The sequence below is a fragment of the Streptomyces sp. NBC_01520 genome (assembly GCF_045040375.1).
Classification (GTDB): Bacteria; Actinomycetota; Actinomycetes; order Streptomycetales; family Streptomycetaceae; genus Streptomyces.
In genome coordinates this window covers 4087436-4103567 of sequence record NZ_CP109404.1, presented here as the reverse complement: position 1 = coordinate 4103567, position 16132 = coordinate 4087436, and the positions used below count along the sequence as shown (strand labels likewise).

General features: G+C 68.2%; 10 protein-coding genes. 8 read left to right on the top strand and 2 right to left on the bottom strand.

Features of this window, described 5'->3' with window-relative positions; all coding sequences use genetic code 11:
* Nucleotides 1-4: 4 nt before the first annotated feature.
* Entirely contained in the window at nt 5-2671 is a 2667-nt protein-coding gene (locus OG524_RS18380; protein ID WP_405811109.1) for a transglycosylase domain-containing protein, read from the bottom strand.
* A 387-nt stretch (nt 2672-3058) separates the two neighbouring features.
* Between OG524_RS18380 and OG524_RS18375 the strand changes: the two genes are divergently transcribed.
* From OG524_RS18375 to OG524_RS18365, 3 genes are all read left to right on the top strand, one after another.
* Nucleotides 3059-3739, top strand: coding sequence for a helix-turn-helix transcriptional regulator (locus OG524_RS18375; protein ID WP_405389747.1), 681 nt, complete (start codon nt 3059-3061; stop codon nt 3737-3739).
* Nucleotides 3740-3801: 62 nt separating this feature from the next.
* Nucleotides 3802-4884, top strand: coding sequence for an inositol-3-phosphate synthase (locus OG524_RS18370; protein ID WP_405389748.1), 1083 nt, complete (start codon nt 3802-3804; stop codon nt 4882-4884).
* Between the two features lie 119 nt (nt 4885-5003).
* Nucleotides 5004-6281: an MFS transporter gene (locus tag OG524_RS18365; RefSeq protein ID WP_405389749.1), complete on the top strand. Its 1278-nt coding sequence runs from the start codon at nt 5004-5006 to the stop codon at nt 6279-6281.
* A 104-nt stretch (nt 6282-6385) separates the two neighbouring features.
* On the opposite strand, the gene OG524_RS18360 is transcribed toward OG524_RS18365, so the two are convergent.
* Entirely contained in the window at nt 6386-7828 is a 1443-nt protein-coding gene (locus OG524_RS18360) for a CCA tRNA nucleotidyltransferase (RefSeq protein ID WP_405811107.1), read from the bottom strand.
* Nucleotides 7829-8008: 180 nt separating this feature from the next.
* On the opposite strand from OG524_RS18360, the gene OG524_RS18355 reads away from it, so the two are divergent.
* From OG524_RS18355 to OG524_RS18335, 5 genes are all read left to right on the top strand, one after another.
* Nucleotides 8009-10321: a DUF6049 family protein gene (locus OG524_RS18355; RefSeq protein ID WP_405389752.1), complete on the top strand. Its 2313-nt coding sequence runs from the start codon at nt 8009-8011 to the stop codon at nt 10319-10321.
* Nucleotides 10322-10370: 49 nt separating this feature from the next.
* Complete coding sequence (gene murJ, locus OG524_RS18350; protein WP_405811103.1) at nt 10371-12530, top strand: murein biosynthesis integral membrane protein MurJ; 2160 nt, start codon at nt 10371-10373, stop codon at nt 12528-12530.
* A gap of 134 nt (nt 12531-12664) precedes the next feature.
* On the top strand, nt 12665-14365 hold the full coding sequence (locus OG524_RS18345) for a serine/threonine protein kinase (protein ID WP_405811101.1): 1701 nt from the start codon (nt 12665-12667) through the stop codon (nt 14363-14365).
* A 26-nt stretch (nt 14366-14391) separates the two neighbouring features.
* On the top strand, nt 14392-15093 hold the full coding sequence (gene sigM / locus OG524_RS18340) for an RNA polymerase sigma factor SigM (protein ID WP_405389755.1): 702 nt from the start codon (nt 14392-14394) through the stop codon (nt 15091-15093).
* A complete protein-coding gene (locus OG524_RS18335) occupies nt 15090-16013 on the top strand; it encodes an anti-sigma factor family protein (RefSeq protein ID WP_405811099.1) in 924 nt (307 codons plus the stop codon). Before sigM ends, OG524_RS18335 begins: the two co-directional genes overlap by 4 nt.
* Nucleotides 16014-16132 lie beyond the last annotated feature (119 nt).

Sequence of the window (16132 nt, the reverse complement as noted above, 5' to 3'; positions counted from 1 at the left end):
GGTGTTACCCACTGCCTCCGAAGAGTCCTCCGTTGCTGTTCCCGTTCCCGTTCGTATTACCGGTCGACCCGTCCGTTGTCCCGTCGGTGGTTCCGGTGTCCGTCCCGCCGTCGGTGGTTCCGGTATCGGTCCCGCCGTCGGTGGTTCCCGCGTCGGTCCCTCCACTGTCGGTTCCGGTGTTGGTGCCGCCGTTGTTCTGGCAATCCCAGCCGAACGCTCCACACGTGTCGCTCGGCGAGGGGGACGCGGACGACGGGCTGGGCGACGGGGTCGTGGGCGCCTCGCTGGACTCGGACGGCGAGGGCGACGCGCTCGGGGAGGGCGTGGGGCTGGGCGTACCGACGATCTCGCCGACCGGCTCCGGCGTCGGGAATTGCACGACCTTCTCGCCCTTCATGGCGTCGGTCATGTAGTCGTGCCAGATCTGCGCCGGGAACGAAGCACCGTGGATCTGCTTCTCACCGCCGGTGCCGTACATCTCCAGGAACTCGCGGTTCTTCTGCTTCTCGTCGTCGTCCAGCCGGAACATGCTGACCGCGGTCGACAGCTGCGGGGTGTACCCGACGAACCAGGCGGACTTGTTGCCGTCCGTCGTACCCGTCTTGCCCGCCGCGTCGCGTCCGTCGAGCCGGGCGGGTGTACCCGTACCGTTCTCGACGACGTTCTTCAGCACGTCGGTCACGTTGTCCGCGATGGCGCTGGGCATGGCGGTCTTGGTGGCCGTCTTGTGCTGGTAGACGACGCTGCCCTCCTTCTTGACCTCGGTGACCGAGAAGGGGTCGCGCTGCTTGCCGCTGGTCGCGAAGGTGGCGTACGAGCCGGCCATCCGGATGGCACTGGGCGAGGACGTACCGATGGAGTACGACGGAACGTTCGAGTCCGCCATGTAGACGTCGTCACGCAGTCCGGAGGCGATCGCGACCTCCTTCACCTTGTCCGTACCGACGTCCATGCCGAGCTGGACGAAGGGGGAGTTGGCCGACTCCTGCATCGCCTCCCGCAGATCGATGTCGCCGTAGGAGTGGTCCCCGTCGTTGGTCTGGAACCACGGGTTGTTGTCCTCGTCGGTCCAGACCTCGCCGTTGTACTTCTCGATCTTCAGCTTGTTGTCGCCGTCGAACACGCTCTTCGGCGAGACCGGGGTGCGCTCCGAATCGCTCTGGTCCGGCCCGAGCTTCGGGTCGCGGACCCCGTACTGCATACCGGCCGCCAGCACGAAGGGCTTGAACGTCGAGCCGACCTGGGCTCCGGTCGCGTCCGCGTTGTTCGTGTAGTGCTTCGTCGCGTCCTGACCGCCGTAGGTGGCGACGATGGCGCCCGTCTCGGTGTCCACCGACGCTCCGCCGAACTCGACGTGCGAGTCGAGATCGGGACGCTTCTCCGGGTCGATCTTGCTCTTGAGTACCTTCGTGATCGAGGCCTCGAGCTGCTTGACCTTCTTCCGGTCGAACGTCGTGTGGATCTCGTAGCCGCCCTGGGCGAGCTCCCGCTCGGTGGTGCCGTCCTGGGTGTGCGCGAGGAAGTAGTCCGTGGCGAGGTCCACCAGGTAGCCGATCTGGCCGCCCAGCTGCGCGTCCTTCGTCGGCGTCTTCGGCATGGGGAATTTCTTGTACGTGGCCCGCTCCGCGGCACTCAGCCGATCGTCCTTGACCATCTCGTCGAGGATCGTCTTCCAGCGGAACGTGGCCCGCGCCGTGTTCTTCTCCGGAGTGGCCCCGACCGGGTCGATGTCCTCGGCACCGGCGGGGTCGTAGTAGCTCGCGCCCTTGAGCAGGCTCGTCAGGAAGGCGCACTGGCTCGCGTTGAGCTTCGAGGCGTCGATGCCGTAGTACGTACGCGCGGCTGCCTGGAGGCCCGATGCGCCGCGACCGTAGTACGAGATGTTGAGGTAGCCCTCCATGACGTTCTCCTTGCTCACGGTCTTACCGACCTTGAGCGTGATGAAGAGCTCCTTGAACTTACGGCTGATGGTCTGGTCCTGGGTCAGCATCGAGTTCTTCACGTACTGCTGGGTGATCGTCGACCCGCCCTGGGTGTCACCTCCCTTCGCCATGTTGTAGAAGGCGCGGGCGATACCCATGGGGTCGATGCCCTTGTCGGTCTCGAACGTCTTGTTCTCGGCCGAGATGACGGCGTCCCGCATGTCCTCGGGGATCTGCGCGTAGTTGATCCACTGGCGGTTGACGGAGCCGCCCGTGGCGACCATCTGCGTGCCGTCGGCCCAGTAGTAGACGTTGTTCTGCGCCCTGGCGATGTCCTTCACCTCGGGCGGCACGACGAGCGCGTACGAGATGCCGGCCACGCCCATCAGTAGACCGAGGAAGCTCAGGCACAGACCGGACACCAGTTTCCACGAGGGCATCCAGCGCCGTGCGCCGTACTTGCCGGCCCGCGGGTAGTCGATGAGACGCTTCCGGCCGGAACGGCTGTCCGCCGCGCGCCCCCGGCCGCGGCCTTCGCCCCCGCGTCGTCTGCCGCCGCCCCGCTGGGCGGCGCGACGGGCTTCGGCCCGGCTGCTGTACGACTCTTCCTCACCATAGGCGTCGGAAGGTGACGACGACGTTGCTCTACGTGACGACTCTCGGCGTCCTGTGGGCTGCTGGGCGGCTCGTCTGGCCGCTGCTCGCCCGCCACCTTGCGGTTGCGGCGTCTTGCGACGGTGCTCGCTCATCGAACGACTACTCCTCGGGCAGGCGAGAACGCCTGGAAGCGGCAGTTGAGATCCGGTCCCCCCGAATTACGGACAAGCCCTGCGGAAGGCTCATCCGCAGTACATCCGGCAGTCCGCGACTACTGACGCGCGACGGCGTCTCACGGTTCCCGGTGGTCTGCATGCCGCACAGACTACGCACGGTCAAAAACCTCTCCGGACCGAACTTCACCCCAAATAACGCAAGTCGCTCCCTATGAATCAAGGATGTGACGCCGCTCACGAATCCCCCTCTTGTCGAACATCACGTACCGATCTATCGTGCTGATGTATCGAGTCGATACATCAGCACGGCATAAGCTGGAGCCACGGGCTCCGCGGGAGCACCCGGCGAAGAAGGAGGCGAAGGTGAGCAGACGCTCCGGCATCCTCGAATTCGCCGTACTCGGCCTGCTCCGCGAGTCCCCGATGCACGGGTACGAGCTGCGCAAACGTCTCAACACCTCGTTGGGGATCTTCCGCGCGTTCAGCTACGGCACCCTCTACCCCTGCCTCAAGACGCTCGTCGCCAACGGCTGGTTGATCGAGGAGCCGGGAAGTGTTCCGGCTCTGCCGCCCGCCACCTCCTCACTCGCAGGGCGCCGGGCCAAGATCGTCTACCGGTTGACGGCAGAAGGTAAGGAGCACTTCGAGGAGCTGCTCTCGCACACCGGCCCCGATGCCTGGGAGGACGAGCACTTCGCCGCTCGATTCGCCTTCTTCGGGCAGACGGAGCGCGATGTGCGGATGCGCGTGCTCGAAGGCCGGCGCAGCAGGCTGGAGGAGCGCCTCGAAAAGATGCGCGCCTCGCTGGCCCGCACCCGCGAACGACTCGACGACTACACGCTTGAGCTGCAGCGCCACGGCATGGAGTCCGTGGAGCGCGAAGTGCGCTGGCTGAACGAGCTCATCGAGAGCGAGCGGTCGGGACGGGATCAGCGACGATCCTCGCCCGAAGGCTCCGCTCAGCACGACACATCAGGAGAGACGGGCGGCCTGCCCCGGCACCGGGATCACTCCCGACCGGATCCGTCCGACGACACCAAGTGAGATCCCCGCAGAGCCGCGAGGCTTCACCGGGGCACACTGAGAAGACACAGGGAGCAATCGGCATGGGTTCGGTTCGCGTAGCCATCGTCGGCGTGGGCAACTGCGCCGCCTCGCTGGTGCAGGGCGTCGAGTACTACAAGGACGCCGATCCGGCCGGCAGGGTGCCCGGTCTGATGCACGTTCAGTTCGGCGAGTACCACGTGAGCGACGTCGAGTTCGTCGCCGCCTTCGACGTCGACGCGAAGAAGGTCGGCCTCGACCTCGCGGACGCCATCGGGGCCAGCGAGAACAACACCATCAAGATCGCCGATGTGCCGAACACCGGTGTGACCGTTCAGCGCGGCCACACCCACGACGGCCTGGGCAAGTACTACCGCGAGACGATCGAGGAGTCCTCCGAGGCCCCGGTCGACATCGTCCGGATCCTCAAGGACAAGCAGGTCGACGTCCTCGTCTGCTACCTGCCCGTCGGTTCCGAGGTGGCTGCGAAGTTCTACGCGCAGTGCGCCATCGACGCCAAGGTCGCGTTCGTCAACGCCCTCCCGGTGTTCATCGCCGGCACGAAGGAGTGGGCGGACAAGTTCACCGAGGCCGGTGTCCCGATCGTCGGTGACGACATCAAGTCCCAGGTCGGCGCCACCATCACGCACCGCGTGATGGCGAAGCTCTTCGAGGACCGGGGTGTCGTCCTGGACCGCACGATGCAGCTGAACGTCGGCGGCAACATGGACTTCAAGAACATGCTCGAGCGCGAGCGCCTGGAGTCCAAGAAGATCTCCAAGACGCAGGCCGTCACCTCGCAGATCCGTGACCGCGAGCTCGGTGCGGACAACGTCCACATCGGCCCCTCGGACTACGTGGCCTGGCTGGACGACCGCAAGTGGGCGTACGTGCGCCTCGAAGGCCGTGCCTTCGGTGACGTTCCGCTGAACCTGGAGTACAAGCTCGAGGTCTGGGACTCCCCGAACTCCGCCGGTGTCATCATCGACGCCGTGCGCGCGGCGAAGATCGCCTTGGACCGCGGCATCGGTGGCCCGATCCTCTCGGCGTCCTCGTACTTCATGAAGTCCCCGCCGGTCCAGTACTTCGACGACGAGGCCCGCGAGAACGTCGAGAAGTTCATCAGCGGCGACGTCGAGCGCTGATCCGGCGCACGGCTTCGGTCTCACCAGGGTGAGGAGCGGCAACGCTCCGTCCCTTCCACACGTTGGGGGTCCCCGGGCAATCCGCCCGGGGACCCCCAACGTGTGTGACCCTTGCCCACATGCCTGTCGTGCGTGATCTGGGTGTACTCCTGCGCTTCCGGAACTTCCGTCGCCTGCTCGCCGTCCGGCTCCTCTCCCAGTCGGCCGACGGTGTCTACCAGGTCGCGCTCGCCACCTACGTCGTCTTCTCGCCGGAGAACCAGACCACCCCGGGGGCCATCGCGTCCGCCATGGCTGTGCTGCTGCTCCCGTACTCACTGATCGGCCCGTTCGCGGGCGTCATGCTGGACCGCTGGCCACGCCGCCAGGTCTTCCTGTACGGAAACCTGCTACGTGCCGCACTGGCCTGCTGCACGGCCCTGCTGCTCCTTCACTCCGCGCCCGAGTGGCTGTTCTACGCTTCGGCCCTCTGCGTCACCGCGGTCAACCGCTTCGTCCTGGCAGGACTGTCCGCGGCACTCCCACGCGTCGTCGACAGCGACCGGCTCGTCATCGCCAACTCCCTCTCCCCGACGGCCGGCACACTGGCCGCGACCGCGGGTGGGGGCCTCGCGCTGGCCCTTCAGCTGCTGACCGACGGCTCCGACACGGCCGTGGTCCTTCTGGGAGCCGTCCTCTACCTCCTGTCGGCCCTCGCCTCCCTGACCCTGCCCCGGGCGCTCCTGGGACCGGACCTGGGCGGGCACCACGTACGCGTACGGGAGGCCCTGGCAACCACGGCGCGCGGGCTCGCCGCGGGGTTGCGCCATCTGGCCGAGCGGAAGGACGCGGCCCGCGCCATGGCTGCCATGACGGTGATCCGCTTCTGCTACGGAGCGCTGACCGTGATGGTGCTGATGCTCTGCCGCTACGCCTGGTCCGACAGCGAGTCCGACGGCCTGGCCCTGCTCGGCATCGCGCTCGGCGCCTCGGCCGCCGGATACTTCGTCGCCGCCGTGCTCACCCCCTGGGCCATCGGCAGGTTCGGCAGGTTCGGCTGGATGGCGGTGTGTGCCGGGGCGGCCGCACTCCTGGAGCCGGCACTGGGGCTGCCCTTCGCCCCTGTCCCGATGCTGGCGGCAGCGTTCGTCCTCGGGCTCGTGACCCAGGGGGCGAAGATCGCGACGGACACCGAGGTGCAGACGTCGGTGGACGACTCCTACCGCGGCAGGGTCTTCTCCCTCTACGACGTGCTCTTCAACGTCTCCTTCGTCGCCGCGGCGGCCATGTCCGCCCTCGTGCTTCCCGCAGACGGGCGGTCCGCCCTCGTGGTGCTCACGGTGGCAGTCCTCTACGCCACCGTCTCCGTGGCGATGCTCCACTGGAAGCGCACCGAGAGGGCGCTCCACCGCGACTGAGGGGCGTTGTTTCACGTGAAACAACGCCCCTCGGTCACACCGCTCCGTACCGGCCCCGCCGTTCACGCTTCATGTTTCACGTGAAACGTGAAGTCGCTCAGGCTTCAGTCCTGCGCAGCCCACCAGTCCTTGAGGGCCGCGACCGCGTCGTCGTGATCCATCGGCCCGTTCTCCAGCCGCAGCTCCAGCAGGAAGGCGTACGCCTTACCGATCACCGGCCCGGGACCGACGCCCAGAATCTGCATGATCGCGTTGCCGTCCAGGTCCGGCCGGATCGCGTCCAGCTCCTCCTGCTCCTGCAACTGCGCGATGCGCTCCTCGAGTCGGTCATAGGTCCGCGACAGAGCATTCGCCTTGCGCTTGTTCCGTGTCGTGCAATCCGAACGCGTCAGCTTGTGGAGCCGGTCCAGCAGCGGACCCGCGTCACGCACGTACCTGCGCACCGCGGAGTCGGTCCACTCCCCGTCGCCGTAGCCGTGGAAGCGCAGGTGCAGCTCCACGAGCTGCGACACGTCCTTGACCATGTCGTTGGAGTACTTGAGCTCGGTCAGCCGCTTCTTGGTCATCTTGGCTCCGACCACCTCGTGGTGGTGGAACGAGACACGGCCGTCGCTCTCGAAACGACGCGTCCTCGGCTTCCCGATGTCGTGAAGGAGTGCCGCGAGCCGCAGCACAAGGTCCGGACCGTCCTCCTCCAGATCAATGGCCTGCTCCAGAACCGTCAGGGAGTGCTCGTAGACGTCCTTGTGCCGGTGATGCTCGTCACTCTCCAGCCGCAGCGAAGGAAGTTCGGGCAGCACCCGGTCCGCCAGACCGGTGTCCACGAGCAGCCCCAGGCCCTTGCGGGGGTTCCCGGACAGGAGCAGCTTGTTCAGCTCCTCACGGACCCGCTCGGCCGAGACGATGTCGATACGTCCGGCCATGTCCGTCATCGCCGCGACGACCTCGGGAGCGACCTCGAAGTCCAGCTGCGCGGCGAACCGGGCGGCGCGCAGCATGCGCAGCGGGTCGTCGGAGAAAGAGGCCTCGGGTGTCCCCGGGGTGCGCAGCACACGCAACGCCAGGTCCTCCAGACCGCCGTGGGGGTCGATGAACTCCTTCTGCGGCAGCGCGACAGCCATCGCGTTGACCGTGAAGTCACGACGTACGAGGTCCTCCTCGATGGAGTCGCCGTAGGACACCTCGGGCTTGCGTGAGTTCCTGTCGTACGCCTCCGACCGGTAGGTCGTGACCTCGATCTGGTAGCCGTCCTTCTGTGAACCGACGGTGCCGAAGGCGATACCGACCTCCCACACCGAGTCGGCCCACGGGCGGACGATCTTGAGTACGTCCTCCGGACGGGCATCGGTCGTGAAGTCCAGGTCGTTCCCGAGCCTGCCGAGCAGCGCATCGCGGACCGACCCTCCGACCAGCGCGAGGCGGAATCCGGCCTCCTGGAATCGGCGGGCGAGGTCGTCGGCGACCGGGGACACCCGCAGCAGTTCACTTACTGCGCGGTGCTGCACCTGGCTCAGTGCACTGGGGCTGTCTTCGTTGGCGTTCGGCACAACAGAAAAGGGTACGTGCACCGGCCGTCCCGGGCGTCATCGTTTCCTGGTCCCCTGCGAGACTCTTCCGATCATGTGGCACGGTCTCCGGCACTCAGCTGCCGAGCGCATCGCTACCATGCGGGGACGCAGAGACCGGCGAGACCGGCACCAGCTGACGACGACGAGGGACGGGTACGCGTGGCCGAGGCGGCAGACATTCAGGGGACGCACCCTTCCCCTGCCCGCCGGTGGCTCCGGCGGGCAGCCTCCCTGATCGTCGGGGCTCCCCTGATCGCCGGGCTGCTGACCGGCCCGGCTGCCCCCTCGGCGCTGGCCGACGGGGTGAGGAAGGCGCCGACCGGCTCACGCACCGTCGATGTGTCCCTGAACACCCTCAGTCCCGGTGCACCGGTGAAAGGCGACACGCTCACCGTCTCCGGCACCCTGACCAACAAGGGCAGGAAGACGATCACCGACGCCGTGGTCGATCTCCGGGTCGGGCCGACGCTCTCCAGCAGGTCCGACATCGACGAGGCCGCCAAGCGCACCGGCTACTTCCCCGGCAGTGACCCCGTCAAGCTCGGCGGCAAGTACACGCTGAAGGTGGCGAAACTCGCCTCCGGGATAAGCCAGGACTTCTCCCTCGACGTTCCTGTGAACAAGCTGGGTCTGGACGACGAGGGCGTCTACCAGCTGGGGGTCTCCCTGACGGGCCGGACCTCCGACACCCCCTACGACCAGGTGCTCGGAATCCAGCGGACCTTCCTCCCCTGGCAGCCCGAGGACACCGACAGCAGGACCAGGCTGACCTTCCTCTGGCCGCTGATCGCGTCGGCCCACGTCACCGCCGAGACGGGCTCCGACGAGCAGCAGACCCCCGTCTTCGCCAACGACGACCTGGCCCGCGAGCTCGCGGCCGGCGGCCGGCTGGAACAGCTGGTGTCGCTGGGCACCCAGCTCCCGGTGACCTGGGTGATCGACCCGGACCTGCTGGCTTCCGTCGACGCCATGACGAGGAACTACCGCGTCAAGGTCGGTGACACCACCGTCGCGGGGACGAACCAGGCCCTCGCCAAGCAGTGGCTCGCCGCTCTGGAGACGGCGGTGAAGGACGGCACGGTGGTGGCCCTGCCGTTCGCCGACCCCGACCTCGCCTCCATCGCCCACCGCGGGAAGAACGTCTCGGGCACGCTCAGCCATCTCCAGACGGCGACCGAGGTGGCGGGGGCGACGGTGGAGACCGTCCTTCACGTGAAGCCGTCCACCGACTTCGCCTGGCCGGTGGACGGTGCTGTCGATCCCTCCGTCGTCGACGTCGCCACATCGGCCGGCGCGCACAAGGTGATCGCCCGCAGCGACAGCCTCGAAGAGACCGGCAGCCTCCCCTACACCCCGACGTCGGCGCGGCCGATCGGCGGCGGTACCACCGCTGTGGTTTCCGACTACCGGCTCTCCACCGCGTTCAAGGGCGAAATGACCAGCGCCGAGGACTCGACGCTCGCCGTCCAGAAGTTCCTCGCCCACACGCTGGCGCTGACCGAGCAGGCCCCCGACAACGAGCGCAGCATCGTCGTCGCCCCGCAACGGATGCCCACGGCCGCCCAGGCGCAGACCATGGCGCGCGCCTTGCAGGCCCTCACCGACGAACGCTGGACGCAGCCCCTCGACCTGGTGGCGGCCGCCGAGGAGAAGCCCGACGCGGGGGCCACCACGAAGGTGCCCAGGGCCTCCCAGTACCCGAAGAAGCTCCGCGGTCAGGAGCTGCCCACCCAGGCGTTCCAGGACATCAGGACGACACAGGACTCGCTCGACAGCTTCCAGGTCATCCTCACCCAGCCCGACCGGGTGGTGACCCCGTTCGGGAACGCGATCAACCGCTCCATGTCGACGTCCTGGCGCGGCAGGACGCTGGAGGCGCAGCAGTACCGCGACGCGGTCCGCAGCTATCTGCAGAGCCTCACCAATGAGGTGCAGCTCATCGCGAAGTCGGATGTCACCCTCTCCGGCCGCAGCGCGACGATTCCCGTGACCGTGCAGAACAAGCTGGTCCAGGGCGTCGACAACCTCGTGCTCCGGCTGACATCGGGCAACGCCACGCGGCTCAAGCTCGACGACGGCGCCCCGGTGGCCGAACAGCCGGTGAAGATCGCGGGCGGGCACAGTCAGTCCGTGAAGTTCGACGCCTCGGCCAACGCCAACGGCCAGGCCCAGGTCACCGCACGGCTCTTCACCGAGGACGGGACACCGTACGGCGAGGAGATGACCTTCACCGTGAAGGTCTCCGAGGTCACGCCGACGGTGCTCCTGGTGATCGCCGGAGGGCTGCTGCTGCTCGTCCTGGCCGGCATCAGGATGTACACCCACCGCAAGCGCACCGTCGCGGGCAGCGCGGTGGAGAACAACGGCAGCGAGCACGACGGTGGCGAACCCGAGCAGCCGAGTGACCCGGCACCGGACACCGGTCCGGAAAGCGGGAACCCTTCGGGACCGGGTGAGAAAGTGGACCGTTGAGCGATGTCTGTCGGGGCCGTTCGGCCGGGGACGATGAGGTGGGGTTTCGATGAACGCGCCGTACGACGGTGACCGCGGCCAGGGCGCGGGCGGAGCTGGGTCTTCCAGCGGTCCGCCCGGACCGCCGGGCGCAGGCCAGGACGGGGGAGCACCTGACCCGTACCTGCAGCACGCGTACGACCACGACCCGTACCGGGCGCAGGACCTCGCAGCGCAGGATCCGGTGGCCGAAGCGCTCTACGACCGCGCGGCCCACCCGCCTCCGCCCCCGGGCACCTATCAGGAGCCCCAGGCGCTCTACCAGCAGCCTCCCGCGGCCCAGTACGCCCCCGACCCCCGCATCTGGGCCCAGACGCCGCCACCGGAGCCCGCAGGCCCCTCCCGGCACCTTCCCTACGGGGACAACGCGGCGACCACCCAGTACGTAGGCGTGGACGACCTCGTCACACGGGCCGCCGACGACCGCGAGGAGCCGGACGCGTTCGCCCACCTCTTCCGCGACCAGGAAGGCTCGGGACGGCCTCCCGGCCCTCCGGCCGAGCCCGAGCAGGCTCCGGCACCGGTGCCTCCGAAGTCCGGTGGCCGTGCCTCCGGGATACTGAAGTCCAGTGCCCTGATGGCCGCCGGCACCCTGGTGTCGAGGCTCACCGGCTTCGTCCGCAGCCTGGTGATCACCGCCGCGCTCGGAGCCGCCATCCTCGGCGACACCTTCACCATCGCCTACACCCTGCCGACGATGATCTACATCCTCACCGTCGGCGGCGGGCTCAACTCGGTCTTCGTACCGCAGCTCGTCCGGTCCATGAAGGACGACGAGGACGGCGGAGAGGCGTACGCCAACCGTCTGCTGACGCTCGTCATGGTCGTGCTCGGCCTGATCGTCGCCCTGGCCGTCTTCGTCGCGCCGATGCTCATCCGCATGATGTCCCTGCCCATCGCGAACGATCCGGCGGCCAACGGCGTCGCTGTCACGTTCGCACGCTACTGCCTGCCGACCATCTTCTTCATGGGCATCCATGTGGTGATGGGCCAGATCCTCAACGCCCGAGGGAAGTTCGGCGCGATGATGTGGACTCCGGTCCTCAACAACATCGTCATGATCTTCACGTTCGGCCTGTTCATCTGGGTCTACGGAACATCGGCCGAATCCCGGATGGGCGTCGAGACGATCCCGGCGGAAGGTGTCCGGCTGCTCGGCATCGGCACACTGCTCGGTCTGATCGTCCAGGCACTGGCCATGATCCCCTACCTCCGCGAGGCAGGGTTCCGCTTCCGTCCCCGCTTCGACTGGAAGGGCCACGGTCTCGGAAAAACGATCAAGCTCGCCAAATGGACGGTCCTGTTCGTCCTGGCCAACCAGGCGGGCGTGCTGGTCGTCACCCAGCTCGCCACCTCGGCCGGAAAGCTCGCCGACAAGGACGGCGCGGGCTTCCTCGCCTACTCCAACGCGCAACTGATCTGGGGCATGCCGCAGGCGATCATCACCGTCTCGGTCATGGCGGCCCTGCTGCCGCGCATCTCCCGCGCCGCCCATGACAACGACCCCGGGGCCGTCCGCGACGACATCTCGCAGGGCCTGCGCAACTCGGCCGTCGCGATCGTCCCGGTCGCCTTCACGTTCCTCGCGCTCGGCCTGCCGATGTGCACCCTGTTGTACGCCTCCAGCGGCACCGAGGCCGCGCGGTCCATGGGCTTCATCCTGATGGCGTTCGGCCTCGGCCTCATCCCGTACTCCGTTCAGTACGTCGTGCTGCGCGGCTTCTACGCGTACGAGGACACCCGCACGCCCTTCTACAACACGGTCATCGTCGCGGTGGTCAACGCCGCGGCCTCCGCGCTCTGTTACGTGATCCTCCCCGCCCAATGGGCGGTGGTCGGGATGGCAGCCTCCTACGGACTGGCCTACGCGGTCGGCGTCGGCATCGCCTGGCGCCGGCTGAGCAACCGGCTCGGGGGTGACCTCGACGGCGCTCGTGTGGTGCGCACCTACGCCCGTCTCTGCCTGGCAGCGACCCCCGCGGCCGTCATCGGCGGCGGCGTGGGCTTCGCCCTCCTGACGGCCCTCGGCGACGGTGCCGGCGGGTCCGTGGTGGCATTGGTCTGCGGCAGCGTCAGCCTGCTCGGCATCTTCTTCGTCGCCGCCAGGAAGATGCGCATCGAAGAGCTCAACGGCATGGTCGGCATGGTCCGCGGACGGCTCGGACGCTGAAGACTCGCCGAGCCGCACAACCATCGCCGGATACCGCGTGTCGTGCATAGCGCCGGAGTGTGGGCACAATTGGCGTGACTGTGCAGAGCTGGCTGACTGGCATCGCGCAACGGACTGGGGAGGCAGGAACGACGGTGGCGGAACGTAGCACGGCTGCTGTCGACGTGGCCGACAACAGTGGCGACGAGCCGCTGGCCGCCAAGGCGGACGAGGCCACGACCGACGGCACGGCCCAAGCCCAGGACACCGAAGGCGCCGGCCCGGAGAGCACGGACGGCGGGCAGAGCAGCCCGGCCGCCGTACCGGCGGCACCGGATCTGCACAGCGGCCACAAACTGGCCGGACGCTACCGCCTCGAGGAGTGCGTCACCCGTCTGGACGGATTCAGCAGCTGGCGCGCCGTCGACGAGAAGCTGCGCCGTGCGGTGGGTGTCCATCTGCTTCCCGCCGATCATCCACGCGCCCGCTCGGTGCTGGCCGCGGCCCGCTCCTCCGCGCTGCTCGGTGACCCGCGCTTCGTCCAGGTACTGGACGCGGTGGAGGAGGACGACCTCGTCTACGTGGTCCATGAATGGCTCCCGGACGCCACCGAGCTCACAGCCCTGCTGGCCGCGGGTCCACTGGAGGCCCACGACGCCTACCAGCTCGTGAGCCAGATCGCGCAGGCCATGGCCGCCGCCCACCGGGAAGGCCTCGCACATCTGCGCCTCACCCCCGGAGCCGTACTGCGCAGCTCGACCGGGCAGTACCGAATCCGCGGTCTCGCGGTCAACGCGGCGCTGCGCGGCATCACCTCCGACTACCCGCTGCGCACGGACACGGAAGCGATCGGCGCCCTCCTCTACGCGGCGCTGACCCGTCGCTGGCCGTACGAGAGCGACGCCTACGGGCTCTCCGGGCTCCCGAAGGACCTGGGGCTCATCCCTCCGGACCAGGTACGGGCAGGGGTCCACCGGGGTCTCTCGGAGCTCGCCATGCGCGCGCTCGCCAACGACGGCGCCACCGCGTCACGGCAGGAACAGCCGTGCACCACACCGGACGAGCTGGCCAAGGCCGTCGCGGCCATGCCGCGCATCCTGCCCCCTGAGCCCACTTTCACCGCTCCGCCCCAGTACCAGCGCACGACCTACCAGCAGGGCACCTACGGGCGCCCGTCGGCACGTCCCCTCTCCACGACGCAGCCGGTGATGGCCACGCCCCCGCCGCCTCTCCAGAGCCGCACCGGCAAGGCACTCAAGTGGGCCGTGTCCGCACTGCTGATCGCCGCACTCGGCCTCGGCAGCTGGCAGCTGGCGGAGACTCTCCTCGACCGGCGCAACGACTCCGGCGAACCCGCCCCCACACAGACCACGGACGACGGCACCGACAAGAAGGCCGTCGAACCCAGCAAGCCCGTCAGCATCGCCGGAGCCTGGGACTTCGACCCCCAGGGCACGGATGGTTCGGAAAAACCCGCGTCGATAAAGAACGCCTACGACGGGGACGCCGGCTCGTACTGGAGCACCGACGGCTACTACACCACCGCCTTCGGCAACCTCAAGGACGGCGTGGGAATCGTCCTCGACCTCGGCAAGGTCCAGGCGGTGGGCAACGTCGACGTGTCCTTCCTCGGGGGCAGCACCTCGGTCGAACTGAGGACCACCGACAGCTCGTCCGCTCCACAGGCACCCGACGGCTTCACCAAAGTCGCACAGGGCTCCGGAACAAAGGTGTCCCTCAAGCCCGACAAGCAGGTGCGGGCACGGTACGTTCTGGTCTGGCTGACCGAGCTGCCGCTGAGCAGTGACGACGGCAGGTACCGGGGCAAGGTCTCGGACATCAAGATCACCAGCTGACGGGACCAAGGGGAGGGGGCTCACCGTTGGAAGACACCAGATTCGCCGGCATCAGCGACCAGGATCTACTGGCTCAGCACGTCGCAGGCGAACCGGACGCCTTCGGTGAGCTCGTGCGGCGGCACCGCGACCGGCTCTGGGCCGTGGCGCTCCGCACGCTGGGCGACCGTGAGGAAGCGGCCGACGCGGTGCAGGACGCCCTTGTCTCCGCCTTCCGCGCCGCCCACACGTTCCGCGGGCAGTCCGCCGTCACCACCTGGCTGCACCGGATCACCGTGAACGCCTGTCTCGATCGTGCCCGCAAGGCGGCCTCGCGCAAAACCGCGCCGGTCGACGACGCGGAGCGCCTGGATCAGCTCCTGGAGCCGCACGAGTCCGCCGAAGCTCCCGCCGAGCGGCAGGACCTGCACCGCGAACTCCTGGCGGCCATGGCCACTCTCCCCGCAGAGCAACGGGCCGCTCTCGTCCTCGTGGACATGCAGGCCTACCCCGTCGCGGAGGCTGCCCGCATCCTCGACGTGCCGACCGGCACCGTGAAGAGCCGCTGTGCGCGAGGCCGGGCCAGACTGCTTCCCTTGCTCACCCATCTGCGCAGCGACAGGGGGGCCGGCGAGGACGGCGTCAGGGAGAGGAACCGGACGCAGGGGGCATCCGTCCCACCGGTGTCAGGACCAAGGGATGCAGGGGAAAGCGACCCTGCTGCTGTCAAGGGAGGAGGCCGCGCATGACATCCACAGCCGACAGGGCTCAGCACCCGGACGTCTCGGAGATCTCCGACTTCGCCGAAGGCCTTCTCCCTCCTTCGCGGGCAGCGGAACTCCGCCTCCACATCGACACCTGCGTCCAGTGCGGCGATGTGCACTCCTCGTTGGAGGAGATCCGCTCCCTGCTCGGCACCCTGCCCGCTCACGAGCGGATGCCGGAGGACATCGCCGACCGGATCGACGTGGCGCTGGCGGCCGAATCACTCGCCACCGCCGGAACACAGGACACCGCAGGTTCTGTTTCACGTGAAACATACGACCAGCCTCCGGAGAACCCAGCCGCAGCTCGTCCCGCAGGCCGCCCCCGGGGCGCAACAGGACCCGGCCGGCGTCCGGCCCGGCGTCGGCGCCGCACGGTGATCCTGGGTACCGCCTTCGGGGCAGCGTTCGTCGGCATGAGCGTCTTCCTGCTGCAGTCGGTCCAGGAGTCCCAGAACGCGTCCAAGAGTGCGGCCGACCACGGCGTGAGTGCTGCCGAGAAGAGCACAGGGGATTTCTCGGAGGAGACGCTCGAAGGCCAGGTCCATGCGCTCCTGAGCGAGACGGCAGCCCCTGAAACTCCTGGATCCGCCGTGACGAAGCCGTCCACGGACACCAAGTCGTCTCCGCGGAACATGTCACCCGACTCCGCCCCTCCCCGCACTCCTCTGCGCACTCCCGTCGTGGACGTACCGCCGTGCGTCCAGGAGGGAACAGGGCGCAACGCCCCCGCCCTCGCCGTGGAGGAAGGCAGCTACCGAGGCACAGCCGCTTTCCTCGTCGTCCTGCCCCACCCGACCGACGCGAGCCGCGTCCAGGCCTATGTCGTCGACGCCGCGTGCGTGGGGACCACGCCCGCGGCAAAGGGACAGCTGCTGCTCACGGATTCCTACCCGCGCCCCTGAGCGCCCTGGCAAAAGCCGGTGCGGTGTTCGGGAATGCATGCCCCGTAGGATCCGTTGGGTGGGGTGAGTCGTGGAACAGACCCCAGTAGGCAGCAGGCAGTCCGCAGAGACGAGGAAGA